23 protein-coding genes are annotated in these 22,315 nt (G+C 41.5%); 14 read left to right on the plus strand and 9 right to left on the minus strand.

From position 1 onward, the window contains the following. Nucleotides 1-154: 154 nt before the first annotated feature. The 3 genes from RMY32_RS25385 to RMY32_RS25395 all read right to left on the minus strand — a co-directional run bounded on the left by RMY32_RS25385 (nucleotide 155) and on the right by RMY32_RS25395 (nucleotide 3,757). On the minus strand, nucleotides 155-1,462 hold the full coding sequence (locus tag RMY32_RS25385; protein ID WP_322710976.1) for a dihydroorotase: 1,308 nt from the start codon (nucleotides 1,460-1,462) through the stop codon (nucleotides 155-157). Nucleotides 1,463-1,929: 467 nt separating this feature from the next. Then, entirely contained in the window at nucleotides 1,930-3,294 is a 1,365-nt protein-coding gene (locus RMY32_RS25390; protein ID WP_322710977.1) for a histidine phosphatase family protein, read from the minus strand. 274 nt (nucleotides 3,295-3,568) lie between these two features. Continuing rightward, on the minus strand, nucleotides 3,569-3,757 hold the full coding sequence (locus RMY32_RS25395; RefSeq protein WP_322710978.1) for a hypothetical protein: 189 nt from the start codon (nucleotides 3,755-3,757) through the stop codon (nucleotides 3,569-3,571). Nucleotides 3,758-3,780: 23 nt separating this feature from the next. On the opposite strand from RMY32_RS25395, the gene RMY32_RS25400 reads away from it, so the two are divergent. The 9 genes from RMY32_RS25400 to RMY32_RS25440 all read left to right on the plus strand — a co-directional run bounded on the left by RMY32_RS25400 (nucleotide 3,781) and on the right by RMY32_RS25440 (nucleotide 10,625). Beyond that, the gene (locus RMY32_RS25400) at nucleotides 3,781-4,974 is read left to right on the plus strand and encodes an aminotransferase class V-fold PLP-dependent enzyme (RefSeq protein WP_322710979.1); all 1,194 of its coding nucleotides are present in this window, start codon (nucleotides 3,781-3,783) and stop codon (nucleotides 4,972-4,974) included. A 71-nt stretch (nucleotides 4,975-5,045) separates the two neighbouring features. Then, nucleotides 5,046-6,137, plus strand: coding sequence for a glycosyl transferase (locus RMY32_RS25405; RefSeq protein WP_322710980.1), 1,092 nt, complete (start codon nucleotides 5,046-5,048; stop codon nucleotides 6,135-6,137). Between the two features lie 183 nt (nucleotides 6,138-6,320). Further along, complete coding sequence (locus RMY32_RS25410) at nucleotides 6,321-6,626, plus strand: class I SAM-dependent methyltransferase (RefSeq protein WP_322710981.1); 306 nt, start codon at nucleotides 6,321-6,323, stop codon at nucleotides 6,624-6,626. A 13-nt stretch (nucleotides 6,627-6,639) separates the two neighbouring features. Next, entirely contained in the window at nucleotides 6,640-6,825 is a 186-nt protein-coding gene (locus tag RMY32_RS25415) for a hypothetical protein (RefSeq protein WP_322710982.1), read from the plus strand. 141 nt (nucleotides 6,826-6,966) lie between these two features. After that, complete coding sequence (locus RMY32_RS25420) at nucleotides 6,967-7,380, plus strand: secondary thiamine-phosphate synthase enzyme YjbQ (protein ID WP_322693728.1); 414 nt, start codon at nucleotides 6,967-6,969, stop codon at nucleotides 7,378-7,380. A 294-nt stretch (nucleotides 7,381-7,674) separates the two neighbouring features. After that, a complete protein-coding gene (locus tag RMY32_RS25425; protein ID WP_322710983.1) occupies nucleotides 7,675-8,424 on the plus strand; it encodes a hypothetical protein in 750 nt (249 codons plus the stop codon). A 39-nt stretch (nucleotides 8,425-8,463) separates the two neighbouring features. Beyond that, the gene (locus RMY32_RS25430) at nucleotides 8,464-9,252 is read left to right on the plus strand and encodes a Nif3-like dinuclear metal center hexameric protein (protein WP_322710984.1); all 789 of its coding nucleotides are present in this window, start codon (nucleotides 8,464-8,466) and stop codon (nucleotides 9,250-9,252) included. A 269-nt stretch (nucleotides 9,253-9,521) separates the two neighbouring features. Beyond that, nucleotides 9,522-9,740 carry a hypothetical protein gene (locus RMY32_RS25435; RefSeq protein WP_322693731.1) on the plus strand — a complete coding sequence of 73 codons (219 nt, stop codon included), beginning with the start codon at nucleotides 9,522-9,524 and terminating at the stop codon, nucleotides 9,738-9,740. 573 nt (nucleotides 9,741-10,313) lie between these two features. Continuing rightward, on the plus strand, nucleotides 10,314-10,625 hold the full coding sequence (locus RMY32_RS25440) for a DUF6679 family protein (RefSeq protein WP_012408115.1): 312 nt from the start codon (nucleotides 10,314-10,316) through the stop codon (nucleotides 10,623-10,625). Between the two features lie 99 nt (nucleotides 10,626-10,724). Here RMY32_RS25440 and RMY32_RS25445 read toward each other — a convergent pair whose 3' ends face one another. Both RMY32_RS25445 and RMY32_RS25450 read right to left on the minus strand, forming a co-directional pair. Beyond that, nucleotides 10,725-12,392 (minus strand): MBL fold metallo-hydrolase, encoded by a 1,668-nt coding sequence (locus tag RMY32_RS25445; protein WP_322710985.1) that lies wholly within the window; start codon nucleotides 12,390-12,392, stop codon nucleotides 10,725-10,727. Between the two features lie 616 nt (nucleotides 12,393-13,008). Then, complete coding sequence (locus RMY32_RS25450) at nucleotides 13,009-13,146, minus strand: DUF29 family protein (protein ID WP_322711004.1); 138 nt, start codon at nucleotides 13,144-13,146, stop codon at nucleotides 13,009-13,011. A gap of 439 nt (nucleotides 13,147-13,585) precedes the next feature. Here RMY32_RS25450 and RMY32_RS25455 point away from each other — a divergent pair, with 439 nt between their 5' ends. After that, nucleotides 13,586-13,921 (plus strand): hypothetical protein, encoded by a 336-nt coding sequence (locus tag RMY32_RS25455; RefSeq protein WP_322693734.1) that lies wholly within the window; start codon nucleotides 13,586-13,588, stop codon nucleotides 13,919-13,921. Nucleotides 13,922-14,013: 92 nt separating this feature from the next. On the opposite strand, the gene RMY32_RS25460 is transcribed toward RMY32_RS25455, so the two are convergent. Both RMY32_RS25460 and RMY32_RS25465 read right to left on the minus strand, forming a co-directional pair. After that, the gene (locus RMY32_RS25460; RefSeq protein ID WP_322710986.1) at nucleotides 14,014-14,160 is read right to left on the minus strand and encodes a hypothetical protein; all 147 of its coding nucleotides are present in this window, start codon (nucleotides 14,158-14,160) and stop codon (nucleotides 14,014-14,016) included. A gap of 766 nt (nucleotides 14,161-14,926) precedes the next feature. After that, nucleotides 14,927-15,151: a hypothetical protein gene (locus RMY32_RS25465; RefSeq protein ID WP_322710987.1), complete on the minus strand. Its 225-nt coding sequence runs from the start codon at nucleotides 15,149-15,151 to the stop codon at nucleotides 14,927-14,929. A gap of 465 nt (nucleotides 15,152-15,616) precedes the next feature. On the opposite strand from RMY32_RS25465, the gene RMY32_RS25470 reads away from it, so the two are divergent. After that, nucleotides 15,617-16,933 (plus strand): hypothetical protein, encoded by a 1,317-nt coding sequence (locus RMY32_RS25470; protein ID WP_322710988.1) that lies wholly within the window; start codon nucleotides 15,617-15,619, stop codon nucleotides 16,931-16,933. Between the two features lie 170 nt (nucleotides 16,934-17,103). On the opposite strand, the gene RMY32_RS25475 is transcribed toward RMY32_RS25470, so the two are convergent. Further along, nucleotides 17,104-18,543, minus strand: coding sequence for an RtcB family protein (locus tag RMY32_RS25475; protein ID WP_322710989.1), 1,440 nt, complete (start codon nucleotides 18,541-18,543; stop codon nucleotides 17,104-17,106). Between the two features lie 420 nt (nucleotides 18,544-18,963). On the opposite strand from RMY32_RS25475, the gene RMY32_RS25480 reads away from it, so the two are divergent. The 3 genes from RMY32_RS25480 to RMY32_RS25490 all read left to right on the plus strand — a co-directional run bounded on the left by RMY32_RS25480 (nucleotide 18,964) and on the right by RMY32_RS25490 (nucleotide 21,845). Further along, complete coding sequence (locus RMY32_RS25480) at nucleotides 18,964-19,158, plus strand: heavy-metal-associated domain-containing protein (protein WP_322672151.1); 195 nt, start codon at nucleotides 18,964-18,966, stop codon at nucleotides 19,156-19,158. 115 nt (nucleotides 19,159-19,273) lie between these two features. Next, nucleotides 19,274-21,598 carry a heavy metal translocating P-type ATPase gene (locus tag RMY32_RS25485; protein WP_322710991.1) on the plus strand — a complete coding sequence of 775 codons (2,325 nt, stop codon included), beginning with the start codon at nucleotides 19,274-19,276 and terminating at the stop codon, nucleotides 21,596-21,598. A gap of 19 nt (nucleotides 21,599-21,617) precedes the next feature. Next, nucleotides 21,618-21,845: a hypothetical protein gene (locus RMY32_RS25490; RefSeq protein WP_322710992.1), complete on the plus strand. Its 228-nt coding sequence runs from the start codon at nucleotides 21,618-21,620 to the stop codon at nucleotides 21,843-21,845. 6 nt (nucleotides 21,846-21,851) lie between these two features. Here RMY32_RS25490 and RMY32_RS25495 read toward each other — a convergent pair whose 3' ends face one another. Next, entirely contained in the window at nucleotides 21,852-22,277 is a 426-nt protein-coding gene (locus RMY32_RS25495) for a heavy metal-responsive transcriptional regulator (protein WP_322710993.1), read from the minus strand. Nucleotides 22,278-22,315 lie beyond the last annotated feature (38 nt).

The raw sequence follows: 22,315 nt of genomic DNA on the forward strand, positions 1-22,315 counted from the left end.
TTCGCAGTTGATGGCTCTATGTTTGCAAGAAATTCATCTTTGAGGCGAGTGACACGGGCAAGTTCCATATTGGCGTTAGCAAGCTGCTCATTTGTTTGCCACAATTGTGCTTCGGCTTGTTTGCGTTCTGTTGAGTGGTTTTAAGTGCGTTTTTTTAACACCAGGTTTGCACAACATGACCCTTCAACTGTTGTCCTAACCAAGGTGTATTTTGTGACAGTGTATAAAGACTTTTGCGTTCGACTTTCCAAGTTTGCTGGGGATCAAATAAAGTAAGTTCCGCTGGTTGATGAGGTACGATCGCACTTACTTTTTCTCCCAAACACTCTGCTGGATTGGTACTCAATGCCCGCCATAATTCTAAAGCTGTAAATTCCTCAGTTTCAACGAGATATTGCCATAAAAGAGGTAGTGCTAATTCTAAACCAATTGCTCCTGGAGGCGCTTCGGCAAAGGCTTGGACTTTTTCTTCGTAGCTGTAGGGTGTGTGATCGATAGCGATCGCATCGATTACACCCGCACGTACCCCTGTACGTAACGCCGCCATATCACTGGGATTACCTAAAGGCGGATCTAAATGCAAGCTGCTGTGATAACTCTTAACTGCTTTTGTATCAAGTAAAAGGTGCATCCAGGTGGTGCTGGCGGTGATGGGTAAACCAGCCGCTTTAGCTGAAGCAATTAATTCCACGCTGCGAGCTGTGGAAACACGCATGATATGAACTGGTGTGCCGATGGTTGCAACCAATTCAAGCATAGCTGCGATCGCAGTTGTTTCAGCGCTGGTGGGTATTGGGGGTAAACCAAAACGCAGAGCATTTGTCCCTTCTCTGATTACACCATTGGCTGTTAACTGGCGATCGCTAGGCCAAAATGCTACTGGTTTACCCAACGGCTGGAGATACTCTAACACTCTTCGCACCAGCGCTAAATTTTCTAAAGGTTTACCATCAGTAAAACCCACAACTCCAACAGACGCTAAATCTGCCAATTCCGTCATCTGTTTCCCAGCAATATCTACGGTGATAGCACCCCAGATATGAAGCAGGGGGAGAGGAGAAGACAAGGAAGAGGGGGGAGACAAGGGAGAAAAATTGCCCCCTTGTCCCCTTGTCCCCCCTCTCCTCTTCTGCAACTGTGCCACAAGCGCAGGGTTATCAATAACTGGGGATGTATCGGGTAAAATGCTAACTCTAGTAAAGCCGCCAGCAGCAGCAGCTTGTAAGAAAGACAAGAGGGTTTCCCGTTCTTCAAAACCAGGTTCACCAGAGTGGCTGTACAAATCGACTAACCCAGGGCCGAGAACTAATCCCTGACAATCTCTGATTTGAGTATCGGCACTGATGTCAGAAATGTCCGAAGCCACTTTTCGGATATAACCATCAGCAATCAGTACATCAAAGAGTTCGTCGATTTCAGAAACAGGATCAATTACTCGTACTTTTTGCAGCAGTTCAGTCATAAAAGTTTTAGTTATGAGTTAGGAGTTAAGTAGGTAGGCATAATTAAACATAACCCTCTTCTGTCACTTTCCGCGAGGGCGATCGCTAGAAGCCTCATGAGGCAACCAATACAAGCTATACTATTAGAAAAAATTGGTCTTGTATTTGTTATTAGGAAATAATCTAGCGATCGCTTGCTATACAAAAGCTTTAGAATTCAGAAATGGCAAAAGTTTTCGGAGACTGACAGAAGAGGGATAAAGTAAAATCCTAGTTCGTAGTGAGCGATTCATCGCTCAAAGAAAGGATTATAGGACTAAAGTCCTTACTACAAACTTTAATTTATTTACGTCTAGCTACTGATAAGTTATTTGTTTTTCAGTCATTGCTTCTAACTTTATTCCTCACTCCTCACTCCTCACTTTTTCTAACTCCTTCTTACTCAGAACTCAGCACGGGCTAAACCTTAGCTTTCCGCTAACAGGACTCACAACGCTCCCGCTGCTGTTTTATCTAGTACACCTCCACCAAAGTGATAAGTGATATTCATTGCTTGCAGTACTGGTAAACCATCGATTCCAGCAGGGTAGTCGATAACACTGACTGCACCATTACCCTGACGAAAACTCCAGAATTTTTCCAGCGATAAACCCAGAATGTGACAAAGCAATGTTTTGTTAGTAGCGTCATGAGCTACTACTAATACAGTTTTGAATTGATTCTTTGATGCTGCTTGTAGAATTGATTGCCAAGCTACAACGCTGCGCTCCCACACTTGTTGTAAATTTTCCCCTTCAGGCATTTGCACTTGCGTTGGTATCAGCCGCCATCGCTGCAATTCTCCTGGAAACTCTTGCTCTATCTCTGTTTCTAATTTTCCTTCCCAGAGACCATGACTGATTTCTCTTAAACCATCTTGCAATTCTAATTTTACATTTGGATGTTGTTTTAAGATAATCTCTGCTGTTTCTTTAGGGCGCAGCATTGTGCTACTGTAAGCATTATCAATTGCTACTTCTTTGAGAAATTCGCTGGCTTTTTGTGACTGTTGTCTACCGTTGTCGTTGAGCGGGACATCAATTTGTCCTTGAAACCTAGTTTGGCGATTCCAGTCGGTTTCACCGTGACGCACTAGTAACAATCGTACTCCTTGATGATCCGGTCGCAATGAAGGTAGAGTTTCTCCGGTGTGTTGCGTCTGATTTAAAGATTCTAGCTGGACTGGTTCGCCCAATCCGCCAGCAAAATTTAATACGGTGATCCCACAGTTAGATTGCTGTATTGAGTGGTAGCGACTAGGAGGGATTCCTAACGCTGTGCTAATCAAAGCGCGATTGATTCCGTTATGTCCCACGATGAGAATGGTTTCGCCTTGATGTTGGGACAAAATTTCTTGCCAAAACTGCCGTGCTTGTTCGTATAAAGCAAGAACGGGAAAATGTTCTCTTGTTCCTTCTGCATCATTAAGGAACATTCGCAGTTCGTCGGGGTGTTGATGCCAAGTGCGGTAGTCTTCAGCAAATTTTTGCTTGACTTGGGCAGTCAGCAATCCTTCCCATAAAGGTAGATCGATTTCTAGTAGCAAATCAGAAACTTGAACTACAGCAGATTTTTGAGCATGAGTAGCTAACTCACTATGGATAATATCTGCTGTGTGTTTCGCTCGTTGTAAGGGACTGCTGTAAATCGTATTAAATAAGATATTGCTGAGGGCTTTGCCTACTAGACTTGCATCCTTACGACCTTTTTCGGTTAATGTTGACGCATCAGTGCGTCCTTGGATGCGCCGCTCGGTGTTATAACCGCTTTGACCGTGGCGCACAATGATGACCTTTAAAGTTTTATTTTTCAAAAGCTTCAGCCTTATTTTTACAAAAAATACTCAATTAATGCTCAAATTAATTAATTAAGTGCATAGTTACACATTAAAAGTATAGATTTATACTCATTTTCAATGCTCAATATATGCTCAGATTTATCTTACTTCCTAATTACTCCAAGTAATACTCTGAGTTAAAATGACTCCTTACAGTACAAGCATTCTAGCCATCTTTGTCATCAGGGCATTCATTCTTATCTGTTAATAGTTCTATCCTTTGACTGTAGATGGTAGACTGGAGGCAATTCTAGGCATCAATAGGGATATCGTGAGAGTCATTATTACTCACTATTGATAATAGACTGGGTGCGATCGCCGGAAATACGATCGAAGATGTAATCCATGAAGTCTTGTATCCAGCATTGCCAGTCGGGCGGATACCGTAACGTCGGCATGAGAAACGGTCAAAATACTTTTGAATATCAATAGCCTGCAAACAGCAGATATCCCTTGTAAATTATGACTAGTATTTCTGCATCACCAATCAAGCTGCATCGTCATCGAGAGCAATTTCCCGCTTTAGGGAATAAGGCTTATTTTAACTATGGAGGACAAGGGCCCATGCCCCAAAGGGCAATGGATGCGATCGCCCAAACTCAAGCTTATGTTCAGCAAATAGGCCCCTTTGGCAATGAGGCGTTTAGCTGGATAGCACCTCAAACTCAAGCCGCTAGAGTTGCGATCGCTTTGGAATTAAATGCACCAAGCCAAACAATTACTCTCACCCAAAATGTCACTGTTGGCTGTAATATCGCCATGTGGGGCATTGAATGGCGTGCTGGCGACCATCTACTGCTCTCAGACTGCGAACATCCAGGCGTAATTGCTACAGCACGAGAAATCTCGCGGAGATTCTCTGTAGAAGTTACCACTTGTCCCTTAAAAGCGACTTTAAATGAGGGCGACCCTGTAACCATCATTGCCCAGCACTTGCGCCCCAATACCCGCCTAGTAATATTGAGTCATGTTTTCTGGAATACCGGTCAAGTTTTACCTCTAGACAAAATTGCCGAAGTATGCAGAAATAATCATTCTACACTATTAATAGATGCTGCTCAGTCTGCTGGTTTATTGCCTTTAAACTTGACTGAATTGGGAGTAGATTTTTATGCTTTCACTGGTCATAAATGGTTATGTGGCCCTGCGGGTGCTGGCGGCTTGTATGTCCGGCCAGAAGCACGAGAAAGCCTAAAACCTACATTTATTGGCTTGAATGGTGTTGTTGTAGATAGTCAATCTCAACCTGTGGATTGGCTTCCAGATGGGCGACGATACGAAGTATCTACATTAGCTTATCCGTTGTATCTTGGTTTGAAGGAAGCGATCGCAATTCATCAGGAATGGGGAACGTCACAGGAACGTTATGAGCAAATTTGTCATAACAGCGAGTACCTCTGGCGACAATTGACGGCGTTACCCAATATTAAATGTTTGCGAACTTCTCCACCTGAAAGTGGTATAGTCTCTTTTCAACTTGCAAATAATCAGCCTCAAGCTCATTTGAAGTTGGTGCAATTTTTGGACTCACAAAAAATATTAACTCGGACAATTGCCGATCCTAGCTGTATACGTGCTAGCGTCCATTACTTTACTTTAGAATCGGAAATCGACCAATTGATTGAGGCGATTCAAAATTTTTGCAAAATTAATTAAAAGTTATCAGTTGTAAGTTAGCGTGTATAAATTATGATTTTAACTCCTAACTCCTAACTCCTAACTTAAAAATGGAACGCCCAATCTTATACTTAGCGATAACTAACCACGGCTTTGGTCATGCTACCCGCACGGCTTCTGTAGCTGCAACAATTCAAAAGTTATGTCCAGAAGTTCTGCTAATTGTGGTAAGTACTGCCCCACGCTGGCTGTTAGAGTGCTATATAGAAGGCGATTTTATCTATCGTCCTCGTGCATTTGATTTGGGTGTGGTGCAAACAGATAGTTTGACAATGGATAAAGTAGCGACTTTAGAAAAGTTACTGGATATTCAGAAGCATCAAAATTCGCTGATTGCCTCAGAAGTGAATTTTATCCGCCAAAATCGCGTTAATCTTATTTTGGCAGATATTCCCTTCCTCGCTCCTGGGTTTGCCAAAGCTGCAAATATTCCTTGCTGGATGATGAGTAACTTCGGTTGGGACTTTATCTACCGAGATTGGGGAGGCGAATTTACCGCAGTTGCAGATTGGATTAGTGATTGGTATTCAAAGTGCGATCGCCTGTTTCGTCTTCCTTTCCACGAACCAATGCCAGCTTTTAATAATATCACAGATGTCGGCTTAACAGGCGGTTTCCCCCGTCACTCTGCTGATGATTTACGTTCTCTTTGGGGAATAACTGCACCAGTCGAAAAAACAATTTTGTTAACCTTTGGCGGGTTAGGTTTACAGCAAATTCCTTATGATAACTTACAGCGATTTCCAGATTGGCAATTTATCGTATTCGATCGATCTGCCCCTGATTTACCTAATTTAGTGAAAATTAATGACCACAAATACCGCCCTGTAGATTTTATGCCTATTTGTGGGCGAGTCGTTTCTAAACCTGGTTACAGTACTTTTTCGGAAGCCACGATACTAGGAGTACCAATTGTCACTATACCGCGTGAAGACTTTGCCGAAGCAACTTTTATAGTAGAAGGCATAACTAATAATAATCAGCATCAAATCATCACCCCATCTGAGTTTTTTCAAGGGACTTGGGATTTTCTTTATGAGTTACCCCAATCTCCAAGGCAATCTCAACCAATTGCTAAAGATGGTAATGAAACTATAGCTCAAGCTATTATCAATTATTGCCATAATAAAGATAGCAGATAATATTTATCACAATATAAAAGATTGATAAATTACTAATATATCTTAACTGTTGTGACCGCCGAAATTACCTCAATCGACTTATTATAAATTTAACTGTTAATTTGCTTTTCATACCTCATTTTGAGCAGGATGAAGGCGCGGGCGATCGCTTACTGCTTATCACTCACAAGGAGAACTATCGTTATGGACAAATGGAATCCAGAGGATTATTGCAAAAATTCTTCCGACCAACAAAAATGGGCAAAAGAGGCAATAGTGAAACTTAATTTAAAAGGAAATGAAAGTATCTTGGACATTGGGTGTGGAGATGGAAAAGTCACTGCTGATATTGCCAGTTATATACCTAATGGTTCAGTTATAGGTATTGACAATTCTTCAGAAATGATTGATTTTGCTCAAAAAAACTTTTCTCCAAGTTATTTTCCTAACCTTAGTTTCCAAATTGCAGATGCAAAAAATTTGAATTTTAACAACAAAGGGAGTTTTTGAAGGAAAGGAAAGATTGAATGGGTTTATCCGAACAATCTTGTTTCCCTTTACCGCCAGGATACCAGAAGCTTTACAACAAAACTTTGTTGAAGAGATAGCCAAAACATACTTGGAAATTTATCCTTCAGATCGCATGGGTTTTATATATGTTCCACCAGTAGTGAGATTAGAAGTAGACGCAACTAAAATTGTCAATTAACAGATTATTTGTTGTTAGTAAATATTTTTAATTGGCAGGATATTTGGAGCGGATGTCAATTTTAATAATAGTTGAGTCGTGTGGCGATCGCAAGAACAGTTTGTTTAATATGCTTATAATACCTTAATTTCAGTATTCCACATGACTCACTACCAAAAGTTACTCCGAATTTCTACTACTGGCAAATCTTTTCAAAACATCACCGCAAAAATTGCAGCTATAGTTGCAGAATCGGGAGTAGAAACTGGTCTTTGTACTTTATTTTTGCGCCACACTTCAGCTAGTTTGGTTATCCAAGAAAATGCCGATCCTGATGTTCTTGTGGATCTAGCTAATTTTATGGCAAAACTCGTGCCAGAATCAGGCAAATACATCCATGATGCAGAAGGGCCCGATGATATGCCAGCACATATTCGTACTGCACTCACCCACACTTCTGAACATATCCCCATTAATCGCGGTCACTTAGTACTAGGAACTTGGCAGGGAATTTATATTTGGGAACACCGCCAGCGCAGTCATTCCAGAGAATTGGTTGTTCACATTTCTGGATAGCCGATTCTCAAGTTGGATTGAAGGTGTGGTTTTGTAGAGTTTAAATACTCTGGTTATACTGTCTACATTTTGGATATAATCTCCTAAAATCACGGTGATATGCATTAAAAAAATATCGCCTTGATAAATTTCTCATGACAATTATTGATGCAAAATTGACCAGATATGCCTTAAATAATTCGTGCGTGTATATTTGTAAATCAAAAAGTTAAGTTTATTTGTGATTATTAAAAAATCCGCTGATGCCGAGATAGACTAATATTTAGTGTCAGATGCTGGGCTATTATTATTACTATGAAGCAAGAACTAACACCAACTAATACTTTTCAGGTTATTGATGAAATGCTTGCCCAGCAGTCTGTTAAATTATTGTCACTGAGTCCCAAAAAAACATTAATTACCAGCTTTGCAGAGTTAGGAAATTCGATTACAAAACAAAATACAGACATTCAAATTATCACAACTATTCAAGAAACTCTCGAAAGCATAGTCCGCACTCAATTGCAAAACTTTCCAGAAAACATCTTTTGGGATTTCGATTTTCTGGTAAGCAGTATGCTTAGGCAGGCTTTAAATGCAGATGAGGGCGCTATTCCTTTCTTAAAAGCTTTTGGTGAAAAGATGGTTTGTCTGACAGAAATGTTCGGCAACAAAACGGAAATGCGCTTCCGTTATGTTCATGATTTTATGTATGGCTTTGATTGGGCAAGATGGGTGCAAAAAGAGCCACACAATCGCGCACATGTAGAACCTTTTAGTCTGGTTTTTTTTGATTATTTGCTTGCTAAAGGTAAAGAACTTTTACAACGTATTAATCATGGTCAGGTAATATCTTATAAACTATGTGATACGGGCTACCGCAACCCATTCACTTTTTCTCGTGAACCAGAAGATGAATACCGTTTGCTAACTTGTCTTGCTGAGGAACAACTTATTCCAGTAGCGGCATGGAATTGGAATGCTAACCCTATATGGAATAGACCTTTCCAGGAGATGCGCCAGCAATTAGCATTAAAATTAGATATTCAACCACAAAGACACTGATTAGCAATTAAAAATTAAAAATTGCTGAAGAAAATAATTATGAAAATTGCTGATTTAATTAATTGGTTTGAAGCATGGGCTAATCCCGCTTGGTGTGAAAGCTGGGATAATTGTGGCTGGCAAATTGAACCAGGAGTTTTGCAGCAAGAAACACGGGTTTTGGTGTGCTTGACACCGACTTTGGCGGTAATGGAGGAAGCGATCGCTCTAAATGCTAATCTGATATTTGCCCATCACCCCTTGATTTTTAATCCTCTCAAATCTTTACGTACTGGTGAAGCGATCGCTGAAATGGTACGGTTAGCATTTAAGCATAATATCGGTATTTACACTGCTCACACAAATTTTGACCAAGTGCAAGATGGGACTGCTGACGTTTTAGCTCAGATTTTAGAATTAAAAGAAGTTACTCCCATAGAGCTTACACAAGCAGGATTAGGATATGGTCGTGTTGGTTTGCTAGAACCATTTCTGACATTACAGGAATTACTCGCAACCATTCAAACCCGACTTTCTCCCCCAAATTTAATTTTTTCCCCAAGTGCTGATTTACAGGAAACGATTTCACGAGTTGCGGTTTTGGGTGGTTCGGGGGCTAGTTACATTTCAGCCGTCGCCAAAACAGGTGCCCAAGCTTATCTAACTTCTGACTGTAAATTCCATCAGTTTCAAGAAAGCCGCGATCGCAATCTCATTTTAATCGATGCCGGACATTACGCTACCGAACGTCCGGCTTGCGATCGCTTAGTGCAAAAATTTCAGTCTTTAAACTTAGACTGGGTACAATTAAGTCAAAAAGATGAAGATTTCTGCCAGTTTTTTGCTTGATTGCTGATGTTTGATTGGATTTTGTAGATGGTTGTCGAAAAAATTATTGTATTTTAATTTTGTTAAGTATCAGCTTTTCAACATTGATGCTGAAAATTTTTCTGCCTTTTTATCTGTGTAATATTAGAGTATCCAAAACTCATATTGTGATATAAATCACTGATTTAGCGTAATACTAATCACACAGTATTAATGTCTCATATCAATTAGCAAGAAAAGAAAATGTTCCACACTAGACCTAATAATTTGCTCATTCTGCCCTAATCAAGATGATTCGCACAATTATCGCATCTGCTTTCCAAACTGGATATCTTAGTGTTGAATCTGAGGGTTTACTCCAGCAGGTGCTAGCCACTAAATGCTATCAGTCAGAGGATTTGTCAGAACTCGCAGCCCTATATGATGCAGTTCGCGCCGGAAAAATTAAACGAGAAGCATCCTCGTCGAACGTGCTTATAGAATTTCCTTTACCACATAAATCCTCCTAAGACTTCTGGAGTAGGATTTTCTCATGGTGTTTTCCTCTACTCTTCCCTGACGCTCTTGCCTTTTTTCAGGTTTTTGACTGAAAAACTCAAAACTATTTGGGTGTTGTTGTTGAAAAGCATCAAGGTCAGCAAGAGAATGAGTTAAGATCAGATACAAGTGGGTAAAAGTAAAGCTAAGTCCCCGGACTTCCCAGTAATGCCAATGATTAAAAGTAGGCAAATTAAACAACCGCAATCAACGATTGTTTTGGAGTATTCTTTATTACATAATGATAAGAATGACTCAGCAGCAAATATGAACCTGGTTAGGACAGGTACCGAATTGTTTGACTTTTATAGAAGCAGACATTCCCTAGAATAAGCTGGAGGGAGATTGAGTTCATTGTTGGAGCAACCATTGATTTATGACCCAACACGATCCTGATATTTTGAATAGAAGCAAATCTTGGGATTGGGTTATGAAGCGCATTTGTTCTAAACGGTGAAATAAACCTCTTAAAGGTGTAATGTAATGGGGTAGAACCCAGATTTTGACAGGTTTAACTACGTTGTTTAAAAAGGCAGAAACAGTACATGCTACACCGCAAGATTTATCAACTGTGTTGCGATGGGCGCGAGGTATGTGTTTTCTTGCGGGACCAGCAACGCTGGATTGAACGCGCCCGCATCATAGACATAGAGGGAGATTTAGTGACCCTACGCTATGAAACAGAAGAAGAGGACGAAGTTTGTTCTTGGGAAGAAATGGTTCGCCTCGAGAGCATTGGTGCTGTAACGCAAAAATTGGCTTCAGTACCGCGCGGTAATGTAGAACCTCTGATGACTGAAGATTGTCCCGAAGCAGAGCGCATCCACAACCGTTACACTGACTCGAATCCAGAATAATTAGTCATTAGTCATTAGTCATTAGTCATTAGTCATTAGTCATTGGTCATTGGTCAAAAATGACAAAGGACAAACGACAAAGGACAAAACATCTAATGACTATTGGCTATCATTCAAGCCTTCAAAAGCAGGACAGTAACCTTCGAGAGTTACTTTAAAGTTATACAACGGGGAAGCTGGATTCCAACACCGCTGCCCCCTTTGATGTCGGCAAGTACCACAACAGTCTACATCTGCCCAGGTATAGCGATCGCTGTTCTGGTTGAGCAGTTCTCGTTGAGACAATCCCCTTAATACTAATTCTTCTCCTTGCCAACGAGCTTCGATTAAACCAGTATCAGCAAATTGCCGCCAACGCGGATCGGCAGTAATCACATTCGGTAGGGTGATTGTGATTACTGTTCCTAATTCTGTCAGTTCGCCTTCGTAGTTAGTTTCTGGTGCTGCTGGTTGTAAAAATGTGTCGCCGATGGGTAGTTCTACTAAAGTATCAGCCGCCGGGGAATGTACGTGATAGCGGTTTTGCAACTCCTCTAAGCTAGTCAGGTCTGCCAAGTAGGCAGGAGAACCGTGGACAAAAACGACGTGCTGGGGTCGCAAATTATGAATTAGCTGTGTAGTACCAGGGCCATCGCTATGTTGAGCTAAAAGATAAGTTTCGACAGTACTGGGCGCTAAATATTCTTTGTTAACTTTTATATCAATTTTTTCTGGCAGGAGAATCAGCCAAGGCCCGGTGTCTAATTGGCAGTGTTTGCCTAAATCAGATGTCGAGTCGGTGAGGACAATACAAGGTGATTTGCCTACACTGGGACGATGTTCTGGTTGGAGACGACGCACGCGGGGACGTACCCGTTCATCCCAAAATAAGGGTTGATGGCGGGCGAAGTTCTGCACCGATGGGGGGAGATGGGGTAGCAGTTCAAGATATGCATCGCATCCAGTGGCGACAGCACCATCTACCCAAATATCTAAATCTCGTCCGGTGAAGTGGTGATGCGATCGCAAGAGCATTAATAATTCTTGACCTAATCCTAAAGCCGGGGTAGGAAGGATTACAGAACAATGGTCAGCGATCGCTCGATTAATTCGCTCGGCTAGTTGATTTTCTTGGTTGCGGCGGTGAGGATGACGGGATGTGCCATAACTACCTTCAATAATTAGCACATCCAAATCTAAACCCCGCAGTTCCTCTAAACGCAAACCTTCTACTAGTCGGGAGTTCGATAAGAAAAAGTCCCCTGTATACAGTAGTTTGTAAGTACGTTGCTGGGTGGTATAGGTAAGGAGAATTGCTACTGCTCCTGGTAAATGTCCTGCAGGAAATAATTCTGCCACCAAACCATCTTGGAATTCCACAGGCGATCGCAATGGCAAGGCATGACAAAATTGGGAAATTTTCTCAGGGTCTTCATCTACCCAATTCAGCGGTAGTAACTTGCTAGTTACCTCACTACCATAAATCGGTAACTTGGGAAAAGCTGTATGCAGCGCCAGTAAGCCTTTAGCATGATCTGGGTGGGCATGACTAATCAAAACTAAATCTGCTGGTAGAGGCGAACTAGTTCCACGTCCCGATTTAGTCAGACCCTTAGCCAGCGATGAAATATCCTCAAAACCACAGTCCAATAGAATGCGGTGTGGGCCCATTTTCACCAACAAACACACGCCCTCATTGTCATGCTGGACACTATAGGGGAAACATTCTAATTCACTACCTAGTTCCGCACCATCTACGCGAGAGGATGCCGATAGATTATCCCTCATGCTCTCCTCCCCTCAAACCTCATCATCATGGACATATCCCAAAAGCCAAAAGTTACACAAATTTTGGTTTTGTGACTTAGGGGTAAGTTTTATCGTGCGCCCCTACACCCTGAGAATACGGATTTTTGATTGGGGAGGACGCCTGCACCGAACCCGCACTGATTCGGAAAGGTGGGCTAACCAGAAGCCATCAAACTAGTAGCTCAAGGAGTTTGCCGTTTGTTTTCCCTTTACAAGTTTTGAGCGCTCTTAGCCAACTCACCCTCCGGTAAGCCGATCGAGCGTCTACAGATTTATCTCAATGTGCGGAGCCATTACCATGATAATTATCTGAATCATAGAATCCATTCTTAGTGCCAAAAAATAAGCACGAAAGTGTAAATATAACTGTTAATCCAGCTAAAATCAGCTTTACATCCATTTGTCTGCTGCCCTTTACTCAAAGACTTTCCTATATTAATTTAGTGCTTCCGCAATCAAACGGAATCACTAGAAAATCTTTACTATGCTTATATGGATTGGGCAATAGGTAAATTTACCACAATCAGTCAGATTGTAGAACTTTTCGGTCAAGCTGTCTATCTAGATGTAAAGCAATATGACAACGAGCAATTGTCTACAGTCCGTAAAAATCTTCATCTAAAATCTGGGCATTTTTCTCTGCCTTACCCAAATCAACTAGTTCCTCAATCAAATGCTCAATATCCAAGGCCTCAAATTCATGATTTTGTAACTGTTTAATGGTTTGCTCAATCCATAATTGTAAATCGTGAGTATAGCGGCTTAGGCATTTCTCAGATCAACTCCTAGTTTCTCGCTCGATCGTAGCGATGAAAGCGAACGACGCGATCGCTACTTTCTAATTTAGGTACTTTAGTGTTAACCAGCTAATGAATATTAAGAAAAATTAGCGCTCGCATTTGGATTAATGTAAATTTGTGTTTGCTATGGGTTCATTTTCATAAAATTGGTTTTTTAAGAGCTACTCCTGAACTGTAATTTTTAATTATTATTTATTTCTGGAGTAGGAGGTTATTTATAAACCTCAGAGCTAGGCTATAACCTAAGATATGTTCCTCAGAAAATCTCTTCAAAATATATTCTCAAACTCTCTCCAGAGAAAGAACTCTTTATACCCTTGATTTTTTAAGCTGTTGTTAGTCGAGTTCCATATTTTAAGAACTGAAAGCGCCATGAGTGATAAAAATCAAGAAAATCAAATTAACCAACCAGTAAGCGAAGATCGGGATTCTCGTGAAAAGCCAGATGTGAACGAAAGAAACTTAACCGCGAATCCAGGAGATAGAATTTCTGATAAGCCTCAATCAGTTGAAGAGAAGGCTAAACAGGCAGCTATTGATGATGTACCAGATATTACAGGCGACAAAATTACAGTACCTACTTACTTCGTTGTCGATGAACCCGATGGTGAAAAGAAGGCACTCCATCACGTTAAAGATGCTGAAGAAATTTCCGACGTAATTCGGGAAGCACGAGTTGACGAAAATGGAAATCGAGTTTGGTGGTAGTTGTTTGTTGAAGACGCACAGATGCGGAGAAGTTATTAAATACTCTCTCCGTTTCTTTGCGTCTCGCGCTGACCACATTTTCTTTGGTCAAGTTAGTCTTGCTTGATTTCGTTTTGCTCGTCTACTGTTTCTCCAAGTGGATAAATTATTTTCCCCTCAAATTTTGCATTTAAACCGAGTCCTAATTCAATTTTAGTAATCGTTTCCAATTCAGCTTGTAACTGCTCGATTGTTGGCAAATTACCTTATTTTTACTTTTGCATAGAATCATTCCAAGAGTGAGTAATAGTAATTCTTTATTGACTGCAACTGTGGCTCGTAACTGAGCGCTAGAAATTCGCGTTTTTAGTTCAGTTAAAAAATCTTCATAACCAAACGATCGCAGATGCACTCTTTTGTGAAGTTTCAAATTTATCGTCTCTAGGCATAAAAAAGAAATAGTGCTACTTGTATTCTGCCAGGATTACATCAAATTTTGGTATCAGATGCAGATACATCAGAATTCAGAAGTAAAACACTCTTTCTGTCTGGGTAATAGACTTAGCTTATGTACTTCACCAACTTGAAAACTGCTGTATATAGATATCCAGTGATATACCAGCATTGCTGCTGTATCGTTTAAACTGAATGTAAGTGAAATTTGCAAGAATTTACGTAAGAGCGATCGCCACAACTTCAATATTTTTTCATTAAAAACCTTTTTTATCCCTGAAAAATTAAAGGTTATAAGAAGTCGTCACTTGTACCTTTGACATCAGAGTGTATAGCCTGAATAATATTTTTACGTAAAAATCTATACTTATATAAGACTCATATTTGATTTTTGCTAAATATACTGAGAGCAAAACCCGATCGCGTTTGCTCTGAGTTAGCTTGGCTTTTAAAAATCAAATTTAATTGTTATATAAACTGGTATTAATAGGGTTGTATTATGCATTTCTCGAATTCAAAAACCAGCTTAAAAACTCGTCAAAAAAACAAGAAAATAGGTACATTTATTTTAACTCATAGCAACATTTTACTGCTGACTACATATTTAATCACTCTACCAATTGGTACATTAATAATTTTATCTTTATTATTACCCTTATTCAGTGCTAGCTTATTCGCTTCCATTGGAAACTCGTACCACTCTACATCAATTCCTTGGATAGATAATGCATCTGAATGCGAACATACTGGCAGAAATTGGAGCGATCGCAAGTGTTGGGATAATGAACACAATCCCATGTTTTGAATCGAGATTGCAAAAAGCGTAGGCGCAACCCGCACTTCGGCTGCGCTCAGTGACCGTCGTAGATATAGCTCTCATCCATGCCACTGAGTAAATTCCGATCTAGCTCATCAATTGCAAAATAATCATCATTAATATGCAATTATTGCATCAATACGGATTTACTATAGCTTCACAGATGCGATTCTATATGAGGGAATAAAGATGGATACCCCTGGTATTTACCAGGGGCTTTTTATTTAGCAGCTACGCCTTAAACGTCAACACTGGACTCAATCGCGCCACAACGTCTACCATTTCTGCCTCAACTTGCACATCAATATGACCTGTGAGTACCCCATTTCATAGTATTTTTGTACTAAAAAATAGCGATCGCACCCTTGGAGCTTTTGTAAAAAGCCACGTATTGTTTTTATTTCGAGCTTAGTTGGGGAATACTAAACTAAGCACTGAATCTATTTATGACCTTTTTACACAAAATTACTAAAAAATTTTCCCGTAATAACTTTCAAAATGTTTCTAGAATAAATCCATCTGTAATCAGCCAACAACCTACAAAGCTGAAGCAACCAGCAAAACCATCACAACCAAAAACTCTGGCTGAATTAGAACAGGAAATAGCAGCACAGGGGCAGGTTAGCAGTATATCCCATCAAAAAAGACCTAGCAAACCCAACAAAAGTATAGGTACTAAATTGATATGGATAGCAATACTTATCGGTATTCCCGCAGGTGTGGTTTGGCTGGCAAATCAGCCTTACCCAATAATTCGTCGGAGTGTGGTGCAAAATGCGCCTTTTTTGTTGCTACCCAGTTACATGGGCATGGAACACCACTATCGGCAGGCGTTGGTATCACTTGAGCAAGCTGAATACTTGATTGAAAAACCCACTAGTGCAGCAGATTTAGTGTTGGGTGAACAACAACTGCAACAGACAAAAACACATTTGGATAACTTGCCAGTTGGGTTAGTTAACGATTGGCCGGAATACAAATATTGGTGGTACGACTGGCGGTTCAGCGTTTACAGTCTGAATGCAGCGCGTCGTCAAGTAGGACAACTAGAAGCCAAGGTTTTTCAAGAAAAAAACGCTCAAACCTTGCTCACTGATAATAGTCAAGCATTATTGAATGCAAAACAGCAGTATCAAATTGCTACAACAGTAACCGATAAAAAGTCGGCGATCGCAGCTTGGCGTTCAGCATTGGATAAGTTAGAAGAGATTCCCGGACAAACCTTAGCCGGAAAAACTGCTCAAAATCAACTAGATGCCTACAAGCGTGATTTTAAAGAAGTTGTGGGATTAGCAGCAGGAAATGAACGCGTCAGTACTTTAATTACCGCAGCGCAGCAATTTTCTTGGCAAGCTGCAAAAGCTGGTCAAAATCCACCGCACACAGTCAGCGAATGGGAACAAATAGAAAATTTATGGTCAGAAGCCATTAATCGGTTAAAACAGATTTCTTCTGAAGATTTGGTCGGCTATGCCCAAGCACAAAAGTTATTAGCAACTTATGAGACTAATTTGGGTCAAGTCAAAGTAAGACGACAAGCTGAGGCAGATTCTGTACAGGCTTTCTTGATGGCACAACGAGAAATAGAAAGCTTAATAGCTTCAATTCCCACTGACCCCAAAAATTTGGATCGCAATCGTGTAATTAGTCAGTTACACAGTATTATTAACCAATTAGAAAAGGTAGAAAAAGGTACAACTGTTTATTTAAAAGCTCAAGAGTCATTGCTATCAGCAAATAATAAATTCAAACAACTCCAGTGAGATTTTTCAGTTGTATTTTTGATGAGTAACGTTACTCAGTCAAACCAAATTTGTAACGAAATTTGAAGTTTAGCGAAAAACTTTTAAAAATCTCTAGACTTTCCAGCCGACTGGAGAGTCGAATAAAGATGGATACCCCTGGTCAACACCAGGGGCTTTTTATTTGGCAGCTACCCCTTAAACGTCAACACCGGACTCAATCGCGCCACAACGTCTACCATTTCTACCTCAACTTGCACATCAATCACAGACTGAATCGGTTTGTAAGCAGCAGGTGCTTCCTCAATTCGGCGTTCTTCACGCAAGGTGATGCAGTCTACTCCGGTTAATCCCAGTTCTGCCTGACTTTGAGATGCACCTTTGCGACTGAGGTCGAACCGAGAACGAATTCTTCCCGCCCCATGTGATGCCGAATTACAAAATGCTGGATTCCCTTTACCCACCATCAGATAAGAATAAGCACCCATTGAACCAGGGATAATCACTGGTTGCCCTAGATGGGCAGGACAAGCGCCCTTGCGTGTTACCCATCCTTCACCTTCTGCCAAAGTGATGTTATGGGGCAAGTCATAAACTAAAGGTGCTTCGACATCTTTGTATACTTCCCGCAAACGCAGACGTAGCAATTCCGCTAACAGCAGGCGATTGATAAAGCCATAGTTAGCAGCAGTTGCCTCAGCTTGCAGGTAACTGGCAACTAGTTCAGGATGAGAAGAAGTAGAGAGAGGAAAAATCTGAGAATCAGGGTACTTTAGACCTTTTTGCCAAGTCGCCTTAGCTTTATCTCGCCACATTCCCCCAATATACTTACCCACGTTTCGAGAACCAGAGTGAATCATAAAAGCTAGCTGTCCCTCGCGCACTCCCCAGGCGTGGGCAAGTGGGCGATTTTCAACTTTATCAACCCGTTGCACTTCGACAAAATGATTGCCGCCGCCAATGGTTGCCAGTCCGCCATCGCGTACTAGTCCAGCATCGGGAACCAATTCTTCAGGCGCTAGTTTCCAGTCACCATCCATTGAACCACATAAGAAAATGCGATCGCTCTCTTGGGCAAGTTGTGACAAATCAGATTTGATTACACTCCCCGTAGGCTCGTCTAGCATGGCATCCAGCCAACCAGGAACACCGTACTGAAATAGCGATCGCATTGTACGAGCAGTCATTGTCACATCACGCGTACCGAAGAAGTAATCCCCCTTCATCCGTTCTACGAATTGGTCGCGCTTTGCCAGGAATTCGTCGATTGTCAAATCAACAACATGCAGGCGCATCCCACAATTGATGTCAGAACCGACAGCACGAGGAATGACTTGACCCACCGTTTCTACGACTGAACCAATGGCAACACCCGCATCACCTGGGTGAAAGTCAGGCGTAGCACAGGCACGACAAACGCATCCACCTGACGGGTGACGGACGCTTGCTAAATTTGCTAACTGCTTCAATGCCTTAGCTTCTACGGGGAAGTTTTCTGGCAGCAACACTTCTGCTACAGGGGCATCAGGAGAATTAACTAAACGAACTGAATAAGTGCGATTGTTATAAGTTACATCTAAACCTTGCCGCTCTAAAGCACGCAGGAGACGTTTAAGATTTTTTGGCTGCATGAAAACTCCAAATAAGGTCTTAAATAAGACCCTTTGTTGTGAAGAGAGGAGGAGACTTGGGGTTCAGCAGCCGCGTCTCAATTAGTGCAGAAGGTCATTTTTCCAGAACTGTGGGCAAAACAACAAGTTAATTCTGACTAATGTGGTTATATAGCCTTAATAACACACAGTTTCATCAAATGACAAGTGTTTTGTAGTACGTTGTATTTTTGATGGGCAACGGTTACTCAATCAACCAAAGTTGTAAAGAAATTTGAAGTTTGGCGAAAAACTTTTAAAAATCTCTAGACTCTCCAGCCGGCTAGAGAGTCTAGGATAAATTCAAGGCGACTCTCTTTCCAGTTATTTCTAATGTGTGAGAGATACGTCTCAATCATCCAGCCCAATCTGGCTAAGTTGTTCATATTATCCCGTAAATCTATGACTCTCCAACTCACAGTTCCCAACATGGCTTGTTCTGCTTGTGCAAGCACTATCACCAAAACACTTCAGGCAGTCGATGCCAATGCTAGCGTTCAGGCCGATCCAACAACCAAGCTTGTCAATGTTGAAACTCAAGCATCAGAAACAGCAATTAAGGAAGCGTTAGCTGCCGCTGGCTATCCGGTGGCGTAAACGGGGACTGGGGGCTGGGTACTGGGGACTGGGAGAATGACCAATTGCCAATCCCTAACCCCTAATCCCCAATCCCTAATCCCCAATCCCCAATTCTCAATCCCCAATCCTCAGCATGGATACTCTCACACTCAAACTTCAAGGCATGAGTTGTGCCGCTTGCGCCAACAACATCGAAAAGGCAATTCGCTCTGTTTCTGGGGTAATTGACTGCAACGTTAATTTTGGAGCCGAGCAAGCTACGATCAAATACGATCGCTCTCTAACGAATTTAGAGAAAATCCAAAGTGCGATCGCAGCTGCGGGATACTCTTCTGACTCACTTCAGGAAGAATTGCTCACCGAAGATGATGCTGAGAAAGCAAGTCGGCAAGCATTACAACGCCAACTCTCCCTCAAGGTAGCGGTGGGAGGTGTAATCAGCATTTTCTTATTTTTGGGGTCGTTGCCCATGATGACTGGGCTAAATTTACCCTTGATTCCAAGTTTCCTGCAAAATCCTTGGGTACAGTTAGTGCTGACAACCCCCGTTGTGTTCTGGTGTGGTGGATCTTTTTACCGGAATGGCTGGAAATCCCTCAAGCGCCATACAGCAACGATGGACACGCTGATTGCTTTGGGTACAAGTGCAGCATATCTATATTCTTTATTTGTCACTGTTTTCCCGAAATTTTTTATTGCTCAAGGCTTGATACCTCATCTTTATTATGAAGTTGCCGCCATTGTGATTACCTTAATTTTGCTGGGGCGGTTGTTAGAAAATCGCGCTAGGGGACAAACTTCTGAAGCTATCCGCAAACTCATTGGACTGCAAGCTAGAGATGCCAGAGTTATCCGTGATGGTAGAGAAATTGATCTTCCCATCGCTGAAGTCAGAATCAACGATGTGATTTTAGTGCGTCCTGGTGAAAAGATTCCAGTAGATGGCGAAGTGATTGCAGGCGCTTCAACGGTAAATGAAGCGATGGTGACGGGTGAAAGTTTGCCAGTCAAAAAGCAGCCAGGAGATGAGGTGATTGGGGCAACGATTAACGGTGCGGGTGCATTTCAGTTTCGGGTGACACGAATCGGAAATGATACATTTTTGGCTCAAATCGTCAAACTAGTGCAACAAGCGCAAGGTTCTAAAGCACCCATTCAGCGCTTGGCAGATCGAGTTACAGGATGGTTTGTACCAGCTGTGATTGCCATTGCGATCGCCACTTTCATCATTTGGTTTAATTTCACGGGCAACCTTACCCTAGCCACAATGACAACGGTGGGTGTACTAATTATCGCTTGTCCTTGTGCTTTGGGTTTAGCTACGCCCACTTCTGTAATGGTTGGGACGGGCAAAGGTGCAGAAAATGGCATTTTGATTAAAGGTGCTGACAGCTTAGAACTAGCACACAAAATTCAAACCATTGTTTTAGATAAAACCGGCACTTTGACTCAGGGTAAACCGACAGTTACAGACTTTGTAACAGTCAACGGCACAGCTAATGGTAATGAAATCCAGCTTTTACGATTAGCAGCAACGGTAGAACGCAATTCTGAGCATCCTTTAGCTGAAGCGGTTGTAAAATACGCCCAGTCTCAAGAGGTGAGTTTAATAGATGCAAAAAACTTCCTAGCTAATGCAGGTAGTGGTGTGCAAGCAGTTGTGGCAAATCAGCTTGTGCAAATTGGTACACAACGCTGGTTAACAGAACTTGGAATTAACATCATGAGTCTCCAGCAGTATAAAGATGCCTGGGAAGCTGCTGGTAAAACAGTTATTTTGATTGCTGTAGATGGCGAACTACAAGGAATAATGGGTATTGCCGATGCCCTAAAACCTTCATCAGCAGCAGTGGTGAAAGCCTTACAGAAGTGGGGTTTAGAAGTAGTAATGCTTACCGGAGATAATCGTAAAACTGCTGATGCGATCGCAAGACAAGTTGGCATAGAGCGAATCTTTGCCGAAGTGCGTCCAGATCAAAAGGCAGCGATTATTCAATTTCTTCAGAAAGGGGGACTAGGGACTAGGGACTGGGGACTAGGAAAAATTCTTCCCAATACCCAATCCCCAGTACCCAATCCCCACTCAATTGTTGCAATGGTAGGTGATGGGATAAATGATGCACCAGCCTTAGCACAGGCTGATGTGGGAATTGCGATTGGGACGGGAACAGATGTGGCGATCGCAGCTAGCGATATCACTCTAATTTCTGGCGATTTGCTCTTAATTGTGACAGCAATTCAACTTAGCCGCGCCACCATCAACAATATTAAGCAAAATCTCTTCTTTGCCTTTATTTACAACGTCATTGGTATTCCGATTGCGGCGGGAATTTTGTTCCCCATCTTTGGTTGGTTACTCAATCCAATTATCGCCGGCGCTGCGATGGCTCTTTCTTCACTTTCTGTTGTTAGCAATGCCCTGAGATTGCGTAACTTTCAACCAAAAATTAGCTCATAATTGCAGGGTAATTTAGGAAATGTTCAGTCAAAAAACGCTTTGGGGAAGCCTGATAGCTTTAGTGCTGCTCGCTGGAACATCAGGTGTAGCATTTGCAGAAATGCCAGCCCATTCATCAGAGCAAAACAGCCAATTTCAACACATTGAGCAACCTTTGAGCTTGAAAGTTGGGGTTGCAATCGCAGGTTTAGCTTTAATTGGACTAGAGTTGTGGTGGTTTCTTCTCTATAAAAGTCGTGATTCCTGATTAATGTCAGCCCTGAGAGGTGTTTTGAATAATCGGACAAATTGTCTTCTCATGATGGTTGCTGATATTCTTCCAGCCTGAAAGTAATCCCTTAATTTCAGAGCGCAAAGTTAACAGCTGATCGATTTGGCGATCGATCTGCAAAACTTTATCTTCAAGTTTTTCTTTGATTTCACCACAAGGAGTTTGCCCTTGGTCATAAACTTGAAGAATATTTCCAATCTCTTCTAGGCTAAGACCAAGATTTTGTGCCCTTTTAATGAATGCTAGACGAGTTAGCACATCCAATGAAAACTGGCGAAAGCCTCCCTCGGTTCGTCTTAATGAATTGATTAAACCTAAACTCTCGTAATAACGAATTGTTCTGATGGGTATTCCAGTTAAATCTGTTACCTGACCAATTAAAAGCAGTTTTTTATCTTGAGTTAACATGGTAGATTTTCCCAAGGCTTGTAAATATTATTACATAT

This window comes from Nostoc sp. ChiSLP03a, assembly GCF_034531215.2.
In the GTDB taxonomy this organism is placed as follows: Bacteria; Cyanobacteriota; Cyanobacteriia; order Cyanobacteriales; family Nostocaceae; genus Nostoc.